Raw genomic sequence first — 21,740 nt, 5'->3', positions numbered from 1 at the left:
AAAAAGTTAACTTGCACATGTTTTCAATCTGTTTACAATGAAAAAAATATTTTCTATTTGCTTACTGGGGATCTTCTTATTTTCATTCACGGATCCTTATACTATTAAGAGAATATCTGATCAATATTTTCGTTATGAGTTTTATACTACTGATAAAGAGGTTAATATTAAACATAACAGGGATTATTATTGGTTTAAAGGAGGGTTGATCCATAAAGCAGAAGGAGGAACTTCAGGACAATTATTGGATGGCGAATTCAAAAAATATTACCATAGTAACCAATTGGCCGAACAAGGATTTTTTAAAAGAGGTTTAAAAATAGGACTATGGAAAACCTGGTTTGAAGACGGTACAACTGAAAGTACTCAGGAATATAACAGCGGACAAAGAGACGGACAATATTATAGCTATAGTTCCACTGGGAAAATGCTTGAAAAAGGATATTATGTTTCCGGAAAAAAGCATGGTAGTTGGATCAATTATATAACTCAGGACACTGTTCAGTATAAAAAAGGAGAAATCTTTATTCCAAAACCGAAATTAACAAAAGAAGAAAAGGCTGCTGCTAAAGAGCAAAAGAAAAAAGAGCGAGAACTCAAAAAGCAGAAAAAAGAAACCAAGAACGCTTCAAAAACTAAAATAACGCCAAAAGAAACAAAAAAAGCAAAATCAAAAAAGGAACCAAAAGGTAAGGATACTTCTGAAAAACAAAGTTTCTTTAAAAGAATTTTTAGTAAAAAAGACAAAAAAGAATAAATGGTCAAAGCCCATAGTCTATTATATGCGGTTTATGTTTGTTTACTCGTTGGGCTTCTCATAGGAGGATTGTTGATTTTGTCTAATTTATACAACCAACTGAATTTATTTTACGAAACGCGGGAAGGTTTGTATATCAACAATCAGTCTACTATTAACTTTGCTTTGGGAAACCAGTTAGCAACAGACGAAGAAATACTTTCCGAAGAGGGAACCGGAATACGATCTACTTTTCGTACTAAAAAACACGGTTTACAAACAGTTTTATTGACAGAATCTTTTCTTCAAAATGATACCATACAATCGGCTCACCTGATAGGGCAAAAGCTTCAGAATAATATCGCTTTATATGTTGCCAATTTTACACAATCATTGAGTGTTTCCGGAAAAGTAACCGTTAAAGGGAATTTGTTTTTACCAAACGAACGTTTAAAAGAAACTTACATAGAGAACAAACCGAATATCATATCTGTACAAGGGCGAAAAAATATTTCTGAAGTACAATTGCCCAAACTCTCAGAAGATTGTAAAAAAATATTTGAAGATCGAAATACAGTCAAAGTTTCTTTTAACCAATTAGAAGCCCAAAACGATTCTTTATATTTCAATTCTTTTTTTAACGAAACCATTGAGATTCAAATCGCTAATTCTTATCTTGACGATAAAATTATAAAAGGGAATTTTATCCTTAGCTCTCATGATTCCATTGTCATCCGAAATACGAATACTCTGGAAGACGTTATTGTGATGGCACCCAAAGTATCCATCGAAGAAGGTTTCAAAGGAAATATTCAGGTTCTGGCAAAAGAAAAAATTTATGTGGGTAAAAAGGCGGAGTTGACCTATCCGTCTGTTTTGTGCCTATATAATGAAACCGATAAAAAGGCAACTGTTTTTATTGATGAAGAAACAAAAATATCCGGTTTGGTATTAGCTTTCGGAAATGATGTGTTGCATCTTGAGAATAATTGGATCGAGACCAGTGATTTTGATACTATAACCGGAACAGTGTATAGTACCGGAAAATTGACCCTAAAAGGACAACTTTTCGGCTCGGCTTATGCTTCGCGAATGGTTCATACCACTAAAACTTCTAATTATTCAAACTGTATGGCAGATGTCACTATTGATTTGACTCACAAGCCAAAAGTATTTATAGATTTACCGATATTTGACAATCAAAAACAACGCTATGGGATTCTTAAAAAAGTATTATAAAGCCAATTCTATTATTGAATCGGTTATGGCGTTGACCATTATTTCGATCTGTATTTACATTGCAATTTTAGTGTATGCCAATGTCTTTACTCCTAAAACGTCAATGGCGCATTATAGCAAGCAAAATATTTTGAGCCGACAATTTTATGAACTACAGTTACAGGAAGAACTCCCAAATACAGCTATCATTTCAGTAGAAGAGAATTGGCTGAATACTAATTTAAAAGAAGTTACCGTTCAATATAAAGACAGTATCGATAAATCGGTTCAAAAACAATTTTACATTTATATTGATGAATAAAAAGTACTCCATACCTGCATTTTCCATCGTAGAAGTTATGGTCAGTATGGCAATAACCGCTATCATTATCGGTTTGATTTTTGGGATATTTTCTATAGTTTCCGAGCAAATACTATTATTCAAAGAACAAAATCAATATACAGCCGATTTCAACCGATTGTCTTACAGCATTAGCAAGGCAATCTTTGAAAGCGAAAAAATGCAGTTACAGGAAAATAGGTTATATTTTCAAACGTATGACGGGAAAACGTTAATTTATAACCAACAAGACGATTTCTTAATTCGAAAAGCAGCGCAATTTACAGATACGTTTCAGTTACAATTTCAACAAATACGTTTAGATACCGTTTACAATCCTAGTAAAAGCAAAGTTTTTCAGAAGTTAGAATTACAACTGGAAGCTAACAAGCAGCCTTATACCTTACAATTTTATAAACCGGTTTATGCTAATGCTATTATCAATTTTTCAGCACCATGAGTTTAGATCTTTCTACCTATAAAAAAGCAAAACAAGATTCAAAACAAGATTTCAAACTGAATCTGGACGGCTTTAAGTTTTCCAAAACTTTTTCCGATAAAGAAAAAGAAATTTTCTATCGTGAATTAGGTATGTTGCTAAAATCGGGAGTTGACTTTAAAAAGGCTTTGGAAATTGTAAGCCAACAGGTTACCAAAAAGAAAGAAAAAGAACTTATTTTAACCTTAAAAGATAAAATTGTACACGGAAAAAGTATTTACGAATCCATGATGGAATCGAAACAGTTTTCGCCTTATGAATATTACAGTGTGCAAATAGGGGAAGAAACCCGAAAACTGGAAGAAGTATTAACGGAACTTCAAAAATATTTTAACCGGAAAATACAAATGCGCCGTCAGATTGTTTCCGTATTGACTTATCCGACTATCGTTATGTTAGTAACGGTTTTGGTCTTATATTTTATGCTGAATAAAGTAGTGCCTATGTTCAGTTCGGTATTTAAACAATTTGGAAGTGAATTGCCTAAAAGTACTCAGTATATCATTAAATTATCAAACCATTCCGGAACAGTATTCGGTGTTTTTTTCCTCATTGTTATCGGATTGGTCGTTATGCACTACTTTTTAAAAGATAAAGAAAAATACCGCAAGTTTACGACTAATTTAATACTGCGTATTCCTTATTTCGGGAAACTGATCCGAAAAATTTATATTTCCCGTTTTTGCCAGTCGATGAATTTATTGATCACTTCCCGAACTACTTTATTGACTTCTTTAGGGCTGACTTCAAAAATGATCGGATTTTATCCTATCGAAAAGTCTATTGAGCAAATAAAGGAAGATATTACCCGGGGAAGTTCATTGCATGAAAGTTTACGAAAACACAGCATATATGAGAACAAACTGGTCTCTATGGTAGAAGTAGCGGAACAGATCAACCAACTGGATACCATGTTTGAACGTCTCACGGAACAATACAACGAAGAGATCAATCACCAAACTAAAATGATTGGCGTTATTTTAGAACCGATGATCATTATTGTAATCGGGGTTATTGTTGGAGTAATTATGGTCTCTATGTATGCTCCGATGTTTGATTTGAGTAAGATTATTAAGCATTAAAAACTTCTCTATAAAAACAAAACCAACTTTTCAGTTGGCTTCGCTATTATTTTTACTCTTTACCACACGAAAGATTCGTGCGGGATTGGGGTTTTTCTCTTTTCTTTATCTTAAAAACAAAGTTGATAATAAAAAGAGTATGATAAAAAATGATACAGGAAATATTTTACTTAATTTATTCCCTTTTATCGAAAAGATTATTAATAAAACAACACATCCTATTATTGTTAAAAACAAAATCCACATTAATAAGCCTCCATTAAATTCGCCAGATCCATTTGCAGGAAAATTTATTGACATTTGAATAAAAAAAACTGAAGATAGAATTATCCATAAAACATAAATAATGCTAAATATAACGTATGTTATTTTCTTAATCATAATTAACCTCCTTTATTCTCTGTTTTTTTATCCTCATTCCCTTCTGGTTTATCATTTATTATTACTTCGTAAGTTTTGTACGTATGAGATCTACCTCTCTTCTTAGTTTCATGAGTTGTTGCTATTACTTTATAACTTACATTTATTTTATCGAGATAACCTGTCCATAACTTCATTTGTTTTTGATTTGCTAAAGTAAACTCAGAAGAATTATACATGGTTGATTTAATATATTTTCCTTTCCATTCTGCATAATTTTTAAATAGTAATATATTATTTTCTTTTGTGACTCCGTTTTGTTGAACATAATCATGGATTGAACTATCAAAACCAATCTCAAGTTTATATAATGAACTTATAGCATTATCCAAACTTTTCAAATATCCATCATATGCGTCTTTTCTTTCATGTATATTATCAACTACATTTAATCCATATGTTAAATTTGCTCCTTTTATTACACTTGCATGTTGGGTCGTAAATCCAGTAGAAGCTCCATAATTCATTCTAACTCCATCTTCATTAACATAACTATGTGCCCATGAATCTCCTAAAGTGTGTAATGCAACTAAATTACCTGTTAAAAGCTGTTCAGTTGCAAATTGGTTTGAAATAGATTGTTCTTCACCTGTTAATGCATGTCCGAATTGTTGAGTACCTCCAGACATATGGTTACACCCTCCATCAGCCCAAGTTCCAAACCCAAAAACCCTTGCAAAAGTTGACTTGCCATCTGTTTGAACCATCTTATAATTACTATGAACTTTATGATCTAAGCTTTCAGCTCCTTTAGCAAGAACAAAAGCAGTTTCATAATTCAAACCTTTTGCTAAACCATAAGCTAATACAGTCCAAAAGTGCCCATCCTCTTCCCAATTACCGTCAGCATCCTTGTATCTTAAGGGATTGTCAAAGCCAAATCTATAAGGGGACCATTCAGGTGCTTTCACTCTCATTTTATCAACAGCAAACCATCTACCAACTCTCGGGTCTAACATCCTCGCTCCAAAATCATAACTATTCCCAATACCTTTTACTTCATCATCTTTTTACATTCCATTAAACCCGTAACGATAGGCAGCGCTTGATGCGTGTCTATCCGGTATAAGGCTTCCGAAAGGAGTAGTCATTTACACTTAAAATTATTTGTAAGAACGTGTTGTAAATATACTACTAAAATTAAAAACAGAACACCATTATGATGCTCTGTTTTAATACTTTATCTATAAATCAACAACCTTTTTTATTTCAATATAGGTTAAAATTTTTTAAAAATTAATAACTACCTGATTTACAATACTTGTTCCAACTTTGGAACACTTTTGTCGTGATTATTGTGCGTTGTAACGTATTTTGTTGACATGGCAAAAATTTATTCAAATATAAACAAAGACTGCTTATGTTGCAGTCTTTGTTCTTGATTTTACTTATTAGTTCTTAGGCACGGATTACAAATCCGCGCTATCGGGTTCATTACATTTTACTACGAAAGAATCAACACCTAATTTAATAATTATCTCTTTTTCTCCTATTTCAAAAGCTAATTTATTCAACTCCTCCCAATCACTATAAAAAGATTTTATTTTTTTAAATAATGATGGCGTGTCAATTAGAGGTAAAATTTTATATGTTAAATTACATCTTCTGATATTTTCTACTAATTCATCCTTATTTATAAAAGCAATACTTTCTCCTGATGAATCAACTTCAATAGCAAAAGATTTAAAATCAAAATCAAAGAAAATATAATCTATTAATTCATCACCTTCAACATTACTAATGTATAAATCTATACTGTTTACAATAGAAATTCCTTCAACCTCTCTTAATTTCTCTAAAAATCTAATCATTCCAATCCAAATTTTTTCATTTGATTTGAGTTTAAAACTACAGTGGAAGCTATTTCTCCCTGATACTTACCTTCTGCATATACATAGGTTGCTATATCTTGTCCATCTACTTTTTTGTAAAAACCTTTAACTTTTGTTCCCCCTAAAACATTGTCAAAAGTTTTAGTTGCACTATCTAAAATATCAGCATTAAATTTAGACCATAATTCTTTAGTTGTGTTATTCCATGTTTTTCCTGCAAATTGTTTAATATCTTTAGCATGTTTAAATGCATGTTGAAGTCTTGATGTACTTTTTAACGCGTATTCAATACCTTCCTTTCCTAATTTGATTGCGTATTTAGACCCTGTCGCTCCCCAACCAAGAAAAGGAACACATGCAGCTGTTGAAAATCCTGCATTTATATAATCTCCTTCGGCCATATAAAATAGTGCATTAGTACCATCTGCTAATTCTCCAACTACAGGAATTAAACCAATTCCATCAAGTGAAGTATGTACTACAGTTGAAAGCATTTCTGTGAAAATATTAACTTTATCCGTAATATCTTGAAATAAAACTTTTCTCTGTTCTTCTGATTTAGCTTCTCTGTATAATAATACAATAACCCGAGCATATAAATCTTGTTGAGATTGGAGTTGTTTCCTTAGTTCCTTTTTTAGACTAGTATCATTTGCTACTTTAATTTGTGCTTTTTTAAGTGCAATAGCTTCTCCAAATGCCGTGGCTATTAGTTTTAAATCATGTATTTTTCTACTTTCGAGACCTTCTAATTCAACTGCATCAATAACCCTATTTTCACTAAAAGCATAAGGAGAATTCCAAGGGAATGATTTAGCTAACGGGTCAACCGCAAAAAATCTTCCCACCCTCGGGTCATGCATTCTAAACGTATAGTTAAGAGAGTTCCCTTCCCCTTTAACTTCATCATCTTTTTCTTGTCCTTGGAATCCGTAACGATAGGTAGCGCTTGATGCGTGTCTATCCGGTATAAGGCTTCCGAAAGGATAGTAGTCAAAATACTTTTATAAGCAGTAAAAACTGAGGTTTTAAAACTTTGTTTAAGTTTAAAAAATGCACAATTTGGCAATTTTCGTCTTTTTTTGAAGCTAAAAACCGGACTTTTTTTAGGATTTTTAAGAACGTTTTGTCGCTCAAATTTATAAATAAATTATTTCAAAATTTTATAATGTTGAATTTTTTTGAGTATTTAGGTTGTAAGATGAATAGTATTTTTAAAACTTTTATTCAAAACTCCATTTTCTTCTGAGAAAGATATGGACTTATTCCCATATATGAATGTTATAATGCATATGATTGAGTACTTTGGAAACTTAAGTTGATTATATTAAAATATAGTAAAAATATGATAGAATAGTAAATAAATTACGGAATGATCGTTTTTGGAACAGACTAAAGAAGATTATTTCATTATAATAGGTATGGAGCAGACTCTTTTTTGCAGAAGAAATGAATTAGAAGATGCTATAAAATAGCAATTTAGCTTAAGTTTTTTTCATAGAGGAGTTTAGCATCAGAATCTTTTTTCAGTTTAAAGCCCATTTTGTTTATAAAATGAATAGCACTTGTATTGTAAACGGAAGTTTCACTCATTAATGTTTGAAAATGATTTTGTTTCAGAAGGTTAATTACTAAGGAAAAGGTTTCTTTCATGTAGCCTCTTCCTTTGTAATCAGAATGTATTGTTCCTCCGATAAAGATTTTACTCTGCTCTTTGTTACATTGATGCAGTGCGCAATCACCGATTAGGATATTTGGTTTTTCTTTTAATTTAATTACGTATACGATATGGCATAAAGACAAGATTCTTTGGGTGAACTCTTCATGGTTTTCATGGAATAAAAATACAGATTCCTCAAAAATCTGATGTTCTATTCTGTTTTTATATAGTTCGAAATAATCATCTGAATTTTCCAGTCTTAATTTTTCCAATATAACTTTTGTTCCTTCAACAGTTGTAGGAAAGTCGTTGAGTTTAGTTTTTTTCATTTTTTCCTTTCTATCATGTTTAAACATTACCGGAAATTACAAAGAGAACAGTAACCCATTCTGATTATCTTTTTTAAAAGGTATAATTTTGAGGAATACCAAACGTTTTACATATAGTTTTCGATTAAACTTTCAGCAAAGCGCAACAAGGTTACCAATCCCGTTTTTCTGTTTTTTGCTTTTTCTTTGAACTCATTAAGCCTATCAGCTTCTAAATATCTTCCTTTTATAAAAACGGCTTTCGGGTTTTTCAATATTGAAATATTGTCTAAAGGATTGGAATCGGTTAGAATTAAATTGGCAATTTTACCTTTTTCAACAGTTCCCGATTCATTGAATAGTTTTATTTCTGTTGAAGGATTTACGGTAGCTGTCTTAAGGGCTTCGTAAGGAGATAATCCGGCTTCAATAAAATATCCTAATTCCTCATGTATTGCAAATCCCGGTTGATTGAATACGATTCCGGCATCTGTTCCGCACAATAATTTTACTCCGGAGTCATGAAGCTGTTTTACGATGTATAAATGAAACCGGTGTTGCTTTTTAATATTTGCTAAGGTTTCGGGGTTATAGTATTGTTCGCTTGTCCATCGGTTATAGTCATTAACAGAACCTAAACTCATCAGTGTCGGATTCATATATTCACCGCCTTTTGTAGTTTTGATTAATTCTTCGTTTTCAATAATATCTATTATATTCTGATAAATTGTCAGTGTAGGCGTATGTGCCATTTTTGCATCAACATAATCCTGAACGACTTTTTGTAATGCCAGACTATCCAATTTGTATTGCAAAGCATTCTGGACAATATCTTCGGTATGTTCAATACTTTGTATGGCTTGTTTAAAATGGTATTCGTAAGGGACTTCAAAACTAGGATGGGCTACAACCGGCATATCGTTTTTTTCTGATTCCCGAAGAATAGCATCAAAAATGTCTTCAGGAACACCTGCATAAGTTTTAACCAAATCATAGCCTTGCTCATGAAAATGGTGTAAGAGTTCTTCAGCATGTTTGGCATTTTTTACACCTAATTGATCAAATTCGGCATTTTGAGAACCGGTTAATTTTGGTGTTGTTGTGATGAATAGGGGAGCCAATAATTTATCATGATTAGTATCTTTCTTGAAACGTAAATGAAAAGGCATACCCCACGCATTTCTTACAGCAGTAACTCCATTAGCCAGATACAAGCCAAATTCCTGCTTATCCCAAACATGGACATGCGCGTCTATCAGTCCGGGAGACAAGAACTTTCCTTTTCCTTCAATTACGGTAACGTCAATTTCAGGAATGTCCCCTGAGATCGATTCAATTTTACCATCTCGTATCAGTACGTTTTGGTGTAGTACTACCGTATCTTTTGTCATAGGAATAACGTTAACATCTTTGATCAGGTAGCTGTTTTCTGTGAGAAGATTTTCGTCAGTAATATTTAAATAACGGGTTTGGTATGAATCGACTACAAAAGCGATGATGCAGGTGAGAAGCAGGATTAAAATTAGTCCTGCTATTGTTCTAAAAAAATATTTTATATATTTCATAATCATGTATTTAATTGCTTTAAAAACTAAAAAAGCATAGTCATTTGCAAAACTATAGTTTTATAAATTATTTTCGGGTTAAGTTTAAATTATCATTTATAGTTTTTGTTGCATAAGAATATCTTTTATTACGTTTTGCATTTTTTGAGGTTCATACATCGGTATTTGATGTCCGATGCCTTCAAACCAATACAATTCTTTTTCAGGGGCTTTAAGTTTGTTGTAAAATTTTTCGGTGAATTCAAAGCTTGTTGTAAGGTCTTGGTTACCAATAAAAATATAGGTCGGACAATGTAAGACGGGCAATTGTTTCAATAGCTTTATTTGATAAAGTTCTTTGTACAGAGGCATCCATTTTTGTCCCCAATCTTTGAAATAACTATAATAACTTTGAAAGTCTTCGTCAGACATTTTTTCTCCTTTAAAATCAGTAATCCATTTGAATTGAATCGCCATATCTTCAATGCTTTCATAAGGAATACTAACCGATTTAAGTTCGTTAATAGCTGTTATGTTGCCTTTCTTTTTATAAGAGTTCAGAAGTTTTCTTTGTACCAGTTTTTGACTTTTGTTAAGATCTACTAAAGGGCTTATGGCTATTAGTGCCTGAATCTTGTCCGGGTAAGTTTCAGCCAAGTGAAAACCTAATACCGTTCCCCATGAATTAGCGACTATTAGTATGTTTTTTTTATCAAATTCTTTCAAGAGAAACATTAAAACCTCTTCTGCATCTTGTTTCATGATCGAAAGAGTAGGCAATGTGTCAGAACTGTTTAATTTTCGGGTGTTCCCGGATTCTCTCTGATCCCAGTGAACAACAAGATAATCTTGCTCTAATAGGTTAGTGATCTGATCTCTGTGTCGGGAAGAAGCGGCTCCGGGGCCGCCATGTAGGTATAGTAAGATAGGGTTGTTTTTGTTTCCTTTTATATTGACAGATTGCTTTATTTTTCCGATTTCGATTACTTGTATCGTGTCAATTTTTTGACTATATAAGTTTAGACTAACCGATAGAAATACAAGAAAAAGGATCAGTTTCTTTTTTACCGAACTTTTAGTGTATGAAGTATCTGAAGTCGTTTTTGCTAATGTGTTAGCGGTTTTATACTTTTTTAAAAATGAAGTCATTATAAATTTAAAAATTGATTTAGTTTACCTTCCACATTCTGGATAAAATTTTGAAATACAGCCTGATGTTCTGCTGTTGAAACATCGTAATTAGTTAAAATAAAATAGCCCTGGTTTTTAATTTTATCAAAAGCCAAATTACAACTTATTCCCGGGTCTCCGCCGGAATGTTCTATCGTATTACCGTTAAGTATCCAGAAAATACTATGATTAAAGGCGGTTTCAGTAAAAAGCATTTGATAATAATTGGGGGCAAATAAGGTGTTTGAAATTCCCATATTTCCTTTTATCATATCTTCTAAAAACTTTGATAAATCATCATTATTAGTTTTTATAAAACCATCAGGATATGAATCACAACTGTAGAACGGAAACGGAATATTTTTTTCAAAGTACACATTTGAATACGCATAACCCGGATCCCCAAGATGATATTCAAAGCCGGTTTGATCCATTGCTAAAGGTTCTAAAATATATGTTTGTACAAATTCACTGTACGGCATTTGTGCTCTAAGTTCAATCAGATAGGCTGTTAAAGAGGAGGCTATATTCGAATAAGAATAAGCGGTTCCCGGAGGATTTGAGGTAAAATTATTCAGTTGGTATAAATTTCCGGAGGGATAGTAATAATCCTCAATTAAGGCTTGTAATGTTCTGGGACTTCGGACTTCAAATTGAGCGTCTAATAATAACTGAGCACCTTCAGTGCTCAAATCCTGATTCGGTAGTAGGTAATATGTAGATAGAATAGTATTCGGGTTATCTACTAATCCTGATGAGTGTTGTACTAAATGTTTGATCCGGATCTCTGAATTAGTGTTCAGAGGATTATTTATCGGTTGAGGAAGAATATCGTTTATTGGTGTTTCTAAATCAAAAAGACCTAATTCAATACATTTTACAACAGCAACAGCAATAAAAGTTTTACTGATCGAACCGATGGATTGAAGCGTTTGGTTAGTATAAGGCAATTCCAGTTCTTCATTTCTGTTTCCAAAGCTATTTTGGTAGGTTATACTACCGTTTTTCACTGTTGCAACAGTAAACCCCGGGATCGGAGTATGAACAGAAAGCGCTTCTAATGCTGTTGTAAGATCATTTGCAGTAGTGATTGTAGTTGGAGTATCGTCTTTTTCACAACCTAAAAAAAGAATCCCTGTGACTATTAAAAATAGATTTTTCATGTTTTTTTATTTTAAAAAGAATAACCGATCGAAAACTCACCTAAAAACGGGTTGATAAAATCATAACTGTCTTCCCATGAATCAACAGCCGTGTTTACAGCCATATTGTTTAAGGATGTTTTTTTATCTTTAAAGGAAATACCGTAACCGAAAGCAAGATTTAGGTTGAATCCGCTTTTCCAAACCCATCTTTTTCCGATATTTAATCCTATGGTCACTTCCGGTATTTTAAAGTCAAATTTCTGAGCATTGATTTCACCTTCTCCTTTGTATAAACGATATCTCGTGTAAGCCCCTGCATAAAAAGAGTTCATTTCTCCTGAAAAATGCCTTCTGTAATTTAAAATAAAGGCCTTACCGTTAGATTCAATCGTTGCGGCAGTATAGGTTTTTGGGATGGCTTCATAATCCAATCGAACAACAATGCCGTTTTTGGGCGTAATTAAGTACTCATAGTTAGCCGAAAAGATCCCGAAAGCCATTCCGGCAGGGCAAAAGTTGATAGCGTGTCGCTTAAATGGTTTCTTTGGTTCTTCATGTTCCTGAGCTTGTGTAGTATTTGGTCCGAGAGCGAACAAAAGAAAGAATGCGAATTTTAATAATTGATTTTTTGTTGATGATGACATTGTTCTTTATTTTTTATAAATAGTATGAATGATCTCTTAAAGAAGAGATTGAATTTTTTCGCTGCAAATTTGCGATGCAATAGTATGGGAATCGTCCTGAATTATAATTCGGGACGTATTTAAACTATCATACTATTTTATAAATAGGAGAGAGGTCAGAAAGACGTTTTTAGAAGAAAAGATTACCTTTTGTTGGCTTTTAGCCAAGAGCTGGGAGTGGTCTTCTCATTTTTTTTAAAGAAATTATTAAAAACACTTTTAGAGTTAAAACCACTGTCATACGCTAAACCTAATAATGTAATGTTTTCATTTTCAGGTAAAAGTGCAATAGATTTAAAGTGTGTTAATCGTTTCTTATTGACAAACTCGTTAAAGTTCATTCCCATAACTTCATTGATCAGATAAGATAATTTATTTGGAGAAGTATGTAAGGCTTCAGCAACAGTATTTAAGCTTAGTTGCGGATCTAAAAAAGGCTTGTCATGATCAAAATAAGAAAGTAATTCTTCTTTAAGTTGGGATTGTTCCTGTTCGTTGAGAATTACTTTCGACGTTTCTTTACCGGAAACAGGAAGTGTAATATCATCATACGATAAATTGCTGACATTGAGTGTAAAAAACTCCTTGTTAGTCTGTAGCGGTTTTAATAAAGGTTCAAATTTATAATTTAAGATCTGTCCGCGTTTCTGGTCGATATACGATCTTAAGATGTCAAATGCTAAGGCTGTATACCGAGTATTGGCAAGAATGAAAAGTTCAAAGAGCGTTATTTGATTTCTTTCCAAAGGCTTGTCTGTAAAATTTGCTAAAACGTCCTGCGGTAATTCATTACGACCACTGTTGACACAATCAAAAAGCAAATGGATCTTTTCCCATAAAGCGTTGTTCTTAAAAGTATTTGTAAGTTCTTCTTTTCTGTTTAATGAAATTAAACAAAGTGCTTTTTTGTGATAGGCTAAGTCAAAATCCGGACGTAAGTTTATGGCTCTTGAAATGTGGTGTAAAGCCGTTTCAAAATCTCCTTTGTAATAGTGTATGTTTGCGTATGTATAGTGGTTATTAGCCGATAAAGGATCTACTTCAAGTAATTTGTCTGCATATACTAAAGCTTCTTTAAAAAAACCATGCGCTAGGAATAATTCGGCCATAGCCTCTAAGCCATCTATATGATTGGGGTTAATAGCCAAAACTTCATTAATGTAATGATAAGCAGATTTAAAATCCCATTCGCCCCAAAAGCTTCTGCCTACAAACGATAACGGATATTCGGGCAATTGAGTGTCTAATGCTTTAGCTTTCAGGAAATTTGTAATTGCCTTCTCCATTCCTTCTTCTTGCGGCATATAGCCCCAAGTAACGAGCAAACCATAGCATTGTAAATTGGCATAATAAGCTTTAGCGTAATTAATGTCTTTTGAAATAGCTTTATCGTAATATGTAATTGCTTTTTTCAGAGATTCGGGCGTCCATTGCAATTGAAGTGAACGACCTTTTAAGAACAGTTCGTAGGCATCTACATTGGTAGTACTGTTTTTAACCAAGTGTTCTTGAATCTCAAAATACCCGAAATTGTTTCGGATCTCATTAGCAATCAATAAACTGACTTCATCCTGTAATTCAAAAATATCGTTTAATTGGCTGTCAAAGTTTTTAGACCAAAAATGAGTACCGTCAACAGTATCGATCAGCTGAGCTGTAATACGCACTTTATTAACGGACTTTCTGACGCTTCCTTCTAAAATTATTGCAACGCCTAATTGTTTTCCTATTTCTCTGACATCAATATTCTTGCCTTTAAGCGCAAAGGAAGAGGTTCGGGCTATAACTTTCAGTCCATTGATCTTTGTTAGGGCATTAATTATTTCTTCGGTAATTCCGTCGCTGAAATATTCGTTTTCAATATCATTACTCATATTAACAAACGGAAGAACCGCTATGGATGTTTTAGCCGTTTGTGTGTCGTTATGTGTAGCAGTGTCTGGCAATTATTATTTTGTAAGAAATGGTTTGAGTAGCAAAAATAATGTATTCTGTTTATATATGAAGAAATAATCTTATTTGAAGTCTATAGATTAATGAATTATCATATAAAAATATTGAAATCAATATATTGTATTTTTATTTGGCTAATGGAAGAGGTTTCGAACTTTTTTTTTATAGAATTTGAAATTATTTAAACATTTTGAAAGAAAAGAAAGAGGTCGTTAGAAAAGAGTTAAATGATTTTAAATTCCTTTTGTTTTTATTCAATTAATTATAATAGACTATTTTTACACTCGCAATTTTAATTAAAACAGTTTTGTGTGTTTTTATTGAATGAATAATAATTAAAGCAATTTTTCGATGCAAAAAAAAATTTTAATTGTTGATGATCATGTAGTTGTTAGGTTGGGAGTAGAGATTCTTTTGAAAGATGAAATAAACAATTTTGAAATATATGAGGCTGAAAATTTTTCTCAATGCTTGGATAAAATAAGTAAAGATAAATTTGATTTAGTTATTTTGGATATACATCTTCCGGATGGAAAAAGGACAGAAATGATTAAGGATATAAAATCTATTCAAGATATTAAAGTATTAATTTTTTCTGCGCATGAAGAGGTTAATGTCGCCTCAAATTTTTTAAAGGCCGGAGCTAACGGATTTGTTTCAAAATTTGTTGATGAAAAGAAATTATTATCAGCTATTCATGCTATTTTATCAGGTGAAAACTTTTTTGATGCAGATGTTATAAAATATTCTAATTCTCATGGTTTTGATTCTTTTGAAGAAATATTATCATCAAGAGAATTAGAAGTCGCAAATTTATTAGTTCAAGGTTTTGGTAATCTTGAGATTTCTAATGAGCTAAATATTAAAATGTCAACAGTAAGTACTTATAAAACAAGAATTTTTGAAAAATTAAAGGTTTTGAATACAATTGAATTAGCCTCCTTATTTAAGACATATCAGTTCTAGAATCTATTACAAAAGAGATTATTGTTCCATGCGGATGGTTATTCTCAATTTTAAAGTCTCCATCTAAAAGATGTATAATTTCGATAAGCATATACAATCCTAAACTATTTTCCTGAAAAGAAAATCTTGATTTATTAGGGAATTTAAAAAGATTCATGTAAAAATCCTTTGTTTTTTGGGATATCCCTGCCCCGGTATCACTTATTGTAAAATAAATTTTATTAGATTTTAATTTTAAAGTAATTTCAATCTTTCCATTTAAAGTGTTTTTAATTGCATTGTCAAGTAAATTACTGATCATAATTTTAGTCAATTTTTCATTTACTAAAATAGGAGTATTACTCTTATTGGTGTATATAAGTTCAATGTTCTTAGAATTTGCAATTTCTGTGTAAAGAGATATGATTTCATGTAATATATCATCTGCATTTTTAAAGTCGGTTGAGATAATGGAGTTATCAAGGACAATTTTTGAATATTCAATTAAATTATCTACAAAATTTAATAAACTGACAGAAGACTTTTTTAGAGATTTAGATATTTTTTCTAAATCATCATTGTTGTTATTCTCAATATCTATAGCTATTTTATTAATACCGATTGTCAGAAATTTTAATGGACTTTTGATATCATGACTAATTGTTCCGATTAATTTTTTTTGTAATTCTATTTTATCATCTAAATTTTTTTTAGCTAAAATTAGATTTTCTATTGATAAATGTAATTCTTTAGTTCTTTTATTAACAATTTTTTCTAATTCAATGTTTTTATTTTTAATAAAATTATATCTCAACCTGATTAGAAAAAATAATACTAAACTTATTATTATTATAACAAAAAGTTTAAACCATAATTTTTCATAAAAATAATAAGGTACTACAATTAATATCTTCTTAATGTTATTTTCAGACGTGTAACCATTTATATTTTTGACATATAATGTATGGTTACCGGGGGGAAGATTAGTGTAATTTAATTTTCGATCATTCGGAAGGTTTAACCATTTTGAATTTTCTTCCTCATCGTTTAATACAAGTTTAGTTTCAAAATCAACATTTTTATGATTACCCAGATAAGCAAAATCAATTTGAAAACTTATTCTGTTTATGGTTCTGTCTATTGTTATTGTGTTATTGAAAGAATAATTTTCTCCATCTAAATTAGCCTCATTTATATAAAAATTGTTTAAAGGCATTAATCTTTTGGTATATAAAGAATTAAAGCTAATGATACCATTTAAACTTGGAAAAACTATAAAACCATTTTCAAATTTTATTGAGTTTGGTTGACATCCGCCATTGAATTCATTCGTAAGCAATCCATCACTTTTGTCATAATGATAAAAATATATTTCTTTTTTTGTTTTTAAATAATTTAATATATCGGACTCTTTAACTTGAATTAGTCCATTATTAGTGGGGATCCAAAAGTAACCATAAGAGTCTTCTTGAATAGAATGACTTGAAATTAGAAATAATTCTTTATCTATTGGTATTTTGTAAAAGGAGTTGTTCTCAAATAGACTAAAACCATTATTATATGTACACACCCATATTCTATTATCTTTACTGACATAAGTACTTCTTATCTCATTTTCTAAGGTTTCTATTCTTTTAATTTTGTTTGTTTTTTTAGAGTAAAAAAACAGAGATTTACTAGAATTAAGTAAGAGGTTTTCCTTGAATTCGTTTATGAAATTTATTTCTTCATTTATTTGGTTTATAAAAACAGGCGCTATTGTTTCTTTATCGGGATTTATAGATGCAATATACTTTTTATGAGCATTTTCTTTTAAACCTACCCAAATGGTATTGCTATTTTTTGAATAATAAATAGTCGAAATATTAATATCAAAATCATAGTATTGATGTTGCTTATAATTATACTTTTTTAAAAATTTTATTAATAAGGTTGAAGATTTAAGCCAAATATCTTTATTATGGTCTATTGCAATTGTTTGTTGATCCCTTGTCGGATTAAGTTTTAAGTCCGTTATAAATTTAGTAACAGAGAATAGTTCACCTCGAGCTGTTAAAAAAGTATTATTATCGATTTGTTCAAGTGCATAATAGTTAGTATCAAATCCATCTGGATTTGACAAGATATTAAAGTTTTTTTTACTTAAAATACAAAGACCTTTATTCGTGGTACCTACGAATAATTTTCTACTTTCTTCTTCATAATATAACGAAAAAATTGAAAAGTCAAATTTTGTTTTTGAAGTATATAAAACAGATTTCCGTATTTGGTTGTTTCTAAATTCTAAAATTGAAATCTCATTTTCAGAGTAGATAAAAACTTGCTTGTTAATTGGGTTTACATGAATTCCTGTATTTTTATCTAAGGTAATTTTACCCTTTATTTCTTTTTTATAATTGAAAATACTGTAATTACCTGTTTCATCTAAATAGACTAGGTTGTTCTCCTGAAAAAAATAATAGTTTTCCGGACTAAAATTATGCTCAAACTTTTTTAGTAATACATTTTTTTTTGAAAATAAATAAATTTGATTCTCTTCAATAAGATAAAAATCGCCTTTTTCATTAAACAGCTTAGTATGCTCAATTTGAAGTTCACCTGCTTTATTTAAATTTTTAAAGTAGGAACAAGTAAAAAGTTCTTGATTTTTAATATTGACACTATCACTACTGATTTTTATAAGATCTCTTCTATTTATTAATAAAAAATCGTCTATATCATCAGTCATTGCAAAAATTGAATCAGTTGAGATAAAACCAAAAAAATTAAAAATTCTACTGGAGTTCGTTTTTACTTTTTTAGAATTGAAAGTTTTAAAATTATAGCCATCATATCTTACAATCCCATTTTCTGTGGCTATCCAAATAAATCCATATTGATCTTTAAAAATATTTTTAACACTATTTTGTGGTAGATGTTCGGAGTCTGCCGAATACCATTTTTCCACAAAATTGTTTTGTGAATACGATTTTATACTAAAAACGAATATTAGCAAAAACTTAAGACAGTACTTTTTTTTAGTAAAAAACGATGAAGTGTAAAAAAACATAGATAAAAGGTATGTGTAGAAATAATTCTACAAGAAATTTTTATACATCTGTGAATATCTTAAAAAACTCTTATATAATTTTGCCGGCGAAAAAAAAAAAATCTTGTTTGCAGTTATAAGATGCTAATTTAGAACAAAAAAATGAAGATTTAAAAGCAATTATTCATTTTAATTCTACATTCTGAGGTTCTGAAGTTTTAAATCAATTTAGTTGTCAAATAAGAAAATTTAATTATTAACCTTAAAAAAGATTGTTTGTAACAGCAAAAAGAATTTTTATAGCACTTACAGTAAAGCCTTCTGTTTTTCTGATATGTTATAGAAATACAATTTAAACACTAAATTATGAAAAAATCATTACTCAGGAAATTTTATGGTTTAAGAAAGGGGAAAAAAAATAAGTTATTAAATATATTTATTTTTCTACTTTTTAATCAGTTTATTTTTAGTCAAAATATATCTGGTGTGATAAATTCCTATACTTCAGTTACAAGTATATCAACCCCGGCTTGTCTACCATGTGATGCCAATTGTATCCATACAATTACAGTTACTGATGTATCTTCTTTTTCTGTTGGAGATAAAGCTCTGATTATTCAAATGAAAGGGGCTTCAATCGCAACAACTAATAATGCGAGTGGAGGATCTATTACGTCAATAAATGAAGCAGGGAATTATGAGTTTTTTGAAATAGGTGCAATTGCGGGAAATGTAATAACACCAAGATACGCATTGATAAGAAATTACAATGTAGCAGGTAAAGTTCAAATTGTAAGAATTCCAGAATTAAATAATGCTAATATTAGTGCAACTCTAACAGCTAGTCCTTGGAATGATGCGACAGGCACTGGTGGAGTTGTTGCAATTTCAGCAAATACTTTAACTTTTAATGCAGATATAGATGTTCAAGGATTGGGCTTTACAGGTGTTGGTATGCCGTTTAACGGATCGCCGGATAATTGTAGCATAAATCCCAGTGCCCAAATGGTACTGCCGAATACAAATAATAGTTCTTATACAAGAGGAGAAGGTATCTCATTATTTGATCCTTTAACAGACAGAGGACGCGCACCTAGGGCAAATGGAGGAGGTTCCGGGGTGTCGGGAGATTCTGGAGGCGGAGGCGGATCCAATTATGGAGCTGGTGGAGAGGGTGGAAAACGTTGGTGCGATGTAAGTGGCTTGAATGCAGGTGGTGTTGGTGGTTTTTCAATGGCACCGTATTTGGCTTTGGATAAAGTTTTTTTAGGAGGTGCCGGAGGTCCTGGTTTTGTTACAACAAGTAACCCTTCTTCTGCAGCAAATGGTGGAGGAATTGTAATAATTTTTGCCAATGATATAATTGGAAATGGTTTTAGAATTAATGCAAGTGGATTATCACCTGTAGCAGTTAATCCGGTTGGTGCACCAGACGGAGGTGGAGGTGGAGGTGCCGGAGGAAGTATTGTTATTAAATCGCCTTCTTTTACAACTAATTTAAATATCGATATCAATGGTGGAGATGGTCAAGATTTAAATACAGCAACTCACCATGGTCCAGGTGGCGGTGGCGGTGGCGGTGTGTTCTTGTATTCCTTGGCAAGTTTACCAACTAATGTGACATTAAATGCTAACGGTGGTATTGGAGGAGAACATACAGATAATTTTAGAAATGATTCTCAGAATGGTCAAGTTGGAGGTAGCATTTCTTTATATATACCAATTGAGAATCCAAATTATTCTGGGAATCCAGATGATGATGGTGTTTCCACTGATTGTGATTTAGACGATGATAATGATGGAATCCTTGATACAGAAGAATATGCAGCCGGTTTACCGTATCCTTTGGCTGATGCAGACGGGGATGGTGTTCTTAATTTCTTAGATCCGGATTTATCTGGTTTTATAGATGTCAATTCAGATGGAATAAATGATAATTATGATGCAGACTTAGATGGAGTGTTAAATCAGTTCGATATTGATTCTGATAATGATGGTTGTTATGATGTTTTAGAAGCTGGTTTTTCAGATCCGGATAATAATGGGACATTAGGTTCTCTACCAGATACAGTAGATTCAAATGGACAGATTACTGGTGAAGGAGGCTATACAGGGACAAATGCTAATGTTACAACTCCAGGTTCAGCAAGTACAATAAGTTCAGCACCGGCAAATCAAACAACATCTCATGGAGCAAATGCTACCTTTACTGTTGTAGCTTCTGGCGGTAGTGGAATAACTAGTTATCAATGGCAAGAAAGCACAGATAATGGGACTACTTGGACAAATATTGTCAATAGCGGAATTTACAGTGGAGCAAATACAAATACTTTAACTTTAACAGGTGTTTCAACCTCAATGAATGGTTACGATTATCAAGTAATTATTACAGAGACTAATTTTGTATGTGCTAATGTGGTTTCAAGTTCAGCAAATCTCTCAATTACGAGTGTAATAGCAGCCATAGACGATTCAGGAACAGTAACATCCGGAGCATCCGGAGGACAAGCGGTTTCGGATGTATTGACAAACGATACCTTAAACGGAACCCCGGCTACATTAGCAACGATAACTTTAACACAAGTATCGACAACGAATGCTAATGTAACATTAAATCCTGCGACAGGCAGTGTAGATGTGGCAGCAGGCACTCCTGCAGGTACATATACGGTAGTTTATCAGATCTGCGAACAATTAAACCCTACAAATTGCGACACGGCAAGTGTAAGTGTAACGATAGGTTCGTCAGTAATAGCAGCCATAGACGATTCAGGAACAGTAACATCCGGAGCATCCGGAGGACAAGCGGTTGCGGATGTATTGACAAATGATACCTTAAACGGAACCCCGGCTACATTAGCAACGATAACTTTAACACAAGTATCGACAACGAATCCTAATGTAACATTAAATCCTGCGACAGGCAGTGTAGATGTGGCAGCAGGCACTCCTGCAGGTACATATACGGTAGTTTATCAGATCTGCGAACAATTAAACCCTACAAATTGCGACACGGCAAGTGTAAGTGTAACGGTAGGTTCGTCAGTAATAGCAGCCATAGACGATTCAGGAACAGTAACATCCGGAGCATCCGGAGGACAAGCGGTTGCGGATGTATTGACAAATGATACCTTAAACGGAACCCCGGCTACATTAGCAACGATAACTTTAACACAA

The 21,740-nt window shown here is 32.0% G+C and carries 17 protein-coding genes and 1 pseudogene; 8 read left to right on the top strand and 10 right to left on the bottom strand.

Translation table 11 applies throughout. The annotated features are described in order from the left end of the window. Window positions 1-37 precede the first annotated feature (37 nt). The 6 genes from NHF50_RS00090 to NHF50_RS00065 are packed head-to-tail and all read left to right on the top strand — an operon-like array spanning window position 38 to window position 4,179. Complete coding sequence (locus tag NHF50_RS00090; RefSeq protein ID WP_252774608.1) at window positions 38-757, top strand: toxin-antitoxin system YwqK family antitoxin; 720 nt, start codon at window positions 38-40, stop codon at window positions 755-757. Then, window positions 758-1,975: a hypothetical protein gene (locus tag NHF50_RS00085; protein ID WP_252774607.1), complete on the top strand. Its 1,218-nt coding sequence runs from the start codon at window positions 758-760 to the stop codon at window positions 1,973-1,975. It begins immediately after the preceding gene. Next, the gene (locus NHF50_RS00080; RefSeq protein ID WP_252774606.1) at window positions 1,950-2,276 is read left to right on the top strand and encodes a hypothetical protein; all 327 of its coding nucleotides are present in this window, start codon (window positions 1,950-1,952) and stop codon (window positions 2,274-2,276) included. The genes NHF50_RS00085 and NHF50_RS00080 overlap by 26 nt, the downstream gene beginning before the upstream one ends. Then, window positions 2,269-2,754 (top strand): hypothetical protein, encoded by a 486-nt coding sequence (locus NHF50_RS00075; protein WP_252774605.1) that lies wholly within the window; start codon window positions 2,269-2,271, stop codon window positions 2,752-2,754. The genes NHF50_RS00080 and NHF50_RS00075 overlap by 8 nt, the downstream gene beginning before the upstream one ends. Then, a complete protein-coding gene (locus NHF50_RS00070) occupies window positions 2,751-3,875 on the top strand; it encodes a type II secretion system F family protein (protein WP_252774604.1) in 1,125 nt (374 codons plus the stop codon). Before NHF50_RS00075 ends, NHF50_RS00070 begins: the two co-directional genes overlap by 4 nt. A gap of 34 nt (window positions 3,876-3,909) precedes the next feature. Continuing rightward, window positions 3,910-4,179 (top strand): hypothetical protein, encoded by a 270-nt coding sequence (locus NHF50_RS00065; protein WP_252774603.1) that lies wholly within the window; start codon window positions 3,910-3,912, stop codon window positions 4,177-4,179. Window positions 4,180-4,258: 79 nt separating this feature from the next. Here the strand turns inward: NHF50_RS00065 and NHF50_RS00060 are convergent, their stop codons facing one another. The 9 genes and pseudogenes from NHF50_RS00060 to NHF50_RS00020 all read right to left on the bottom strand — a co-directional run bounded on the left by NHF50_RS00060 (window position 4,259) and on the right by NHF50_RS00020 (window position 14,583). Then, window positions 4,259-5,254 (bottom strand): hypothetical protein, encoded by a 996-nt coding sequence (locus tag NHF50_RS00060; RefSeq protein WP_252774602.1) that lies wholly within the window; start codon window positions 5,252-5,254, stop codon window positions 4,259-4,261. A gap of 450 nt (window positions 5,255-5,704) precedes the next feature. After that, window positions 5,705-6,106, bottom strand: a complete 402-nt coding sequence (locus tag NHF50_RS00055) for a hypothetical protein (RefSeq protein WP_252774601.1) — start codon at window positions 6,104-6,106, stop codon at window positions 5,705-5,707. Further along, window positions 6,103-7,107: pseudogene (locus NHF50_RS00050) on the bottom strand (hypothetical protein); the annotation flags it as partial. The gene NHF50_RS00055 and the pseudogene NHF50_RS00050, both read right to left, overlap by 4 nt. Window positions 7,108-7,606: 499 nt before the next feature. Next, window positions 7,607-8,116 (bottom strand): GNAT family N-acetyltransferase, encoded by a 510-nt coding sequence (locus NHF50_RS00045; protein WP_252774600.1) that lies wholly within the window; start codon window positions 8,114-8,116, stop codon window positions 7,607-7,609. Between the two features lie 107 nt (window positions 8,117-8,223). Then, window positions 8,224-9,660, bottom strand: coding sequence for an amidohydrolase family protein (locus NHF50_RS00040; RefSeq protein ID WP_252774599.1), 1,437 nt, complete (start codon window positions 9,658-9,660; stop codon window positions 8,224-8,226). Window positions 9,661-9,756: 96 nt separating this feature from the next. Then, entirely contained in the window at window positions 9,757-10,788 is a 1,032-nt protein-coding gene (locus tag NHF50_RS00035) for a S9 family peptidase (RefSeq protein WP_252774598.1), read from the bottom strand. Then, complete coding sequence (locus NHF50_RS00030) at window positions 10,788-11,972, bottom strand: serine hydrolase (RefSeq protein ID WP_252774597.1); 1,185 nt, start codon at window positions 11,970-11,972, stop codon at window positions 10,788-10,790. Before NHF50_RS00030 ends, NHF50_RS00035 begins: the two co-directional genes overlap by 1 nt. Before the next feature lie 11 nt (window positions 11,973-11,983). Beyond that, entirely contained in the window at window positions 11,984-12,598 is a 615-nt protein-coding gene (locus NHF50_RS00025; protein ID WP_252774596.1) for a DUF3575 domain-containing protein, read from the bottom strand. Between the two features lie 182 nt (window positions 12,599-12,780). Next, complete coding sequence (locus NHF50_RS00020) at window positions 12,781-14,583, bottom strand: helix-turn-helix domain-containing protein (protein ID WP_252774595.1); 1,803 nt, start codon at window positions 14,581-14,583, stop codon at window positions 12,781-12,783. A gap of 358 nt (window positions 14,584-14,941) precedes the next feature. Between NHF50_RS00020 and NHF50_RS00015 the strand changes: the two genes are divergently transcribed. Further along, the gene (locus tag NHF50_RS00015; protein ID WP_252774594.1) at window positions 14,942-15,556 is read left to right on the top strand and encodes a response regulator transcription factor; all 615 of its coding nucleotides are present in this window, start codon (window positions 14,942-14,944) and stop codon (window positions 15,554-15,556) included. Here NHF50_RS00015 and NHF50_RS00010 read toward each other — a convergent pair. Then, the gene (locus NHF50_RS00010) at window positions 15,537-18,482 is read right to left on the bottom strand and encodes an ATP-binding protein (RefSeq protein ID WP_252774593.1); all 2,946 of its coding nucleotides are present in this window, start codon (window positions 18,480-18,482) and stop codon (window positions 15,537-15,539) included. The two genes, NHF50_RS00015 and NHF50_RS00010, sit on opposite strands and share 20 nt — an antisense overlap. 567 nt (window positions 18,483-19,049) lie before the next feature. Here NHF50_RS00010 and NHF50_RS00005 point away from each other — a divergent pair. Further along, window positions 19,050-21,740 (top strand): beta strand repeat-containing protein (locus tag NHF50_RS00005; RefSeq protein WP_374672833.1); only part of this gene is annotated, 2,691 nt, incomplete at its 3' end.

This window comes from Flavobacterium sp. NRK F10, assembly GCF_024054235.1.
Taxonomy (GTDB): Bacteria; Bacteroidota; Bacteroidia; order Flavobacteriales; family Flavobacteriaceae; genus Flavobacterium; species Flavobacterium sediminis.
This window is presented reverse-complemented; position numbering and strand designations above follow the sequence as displayed.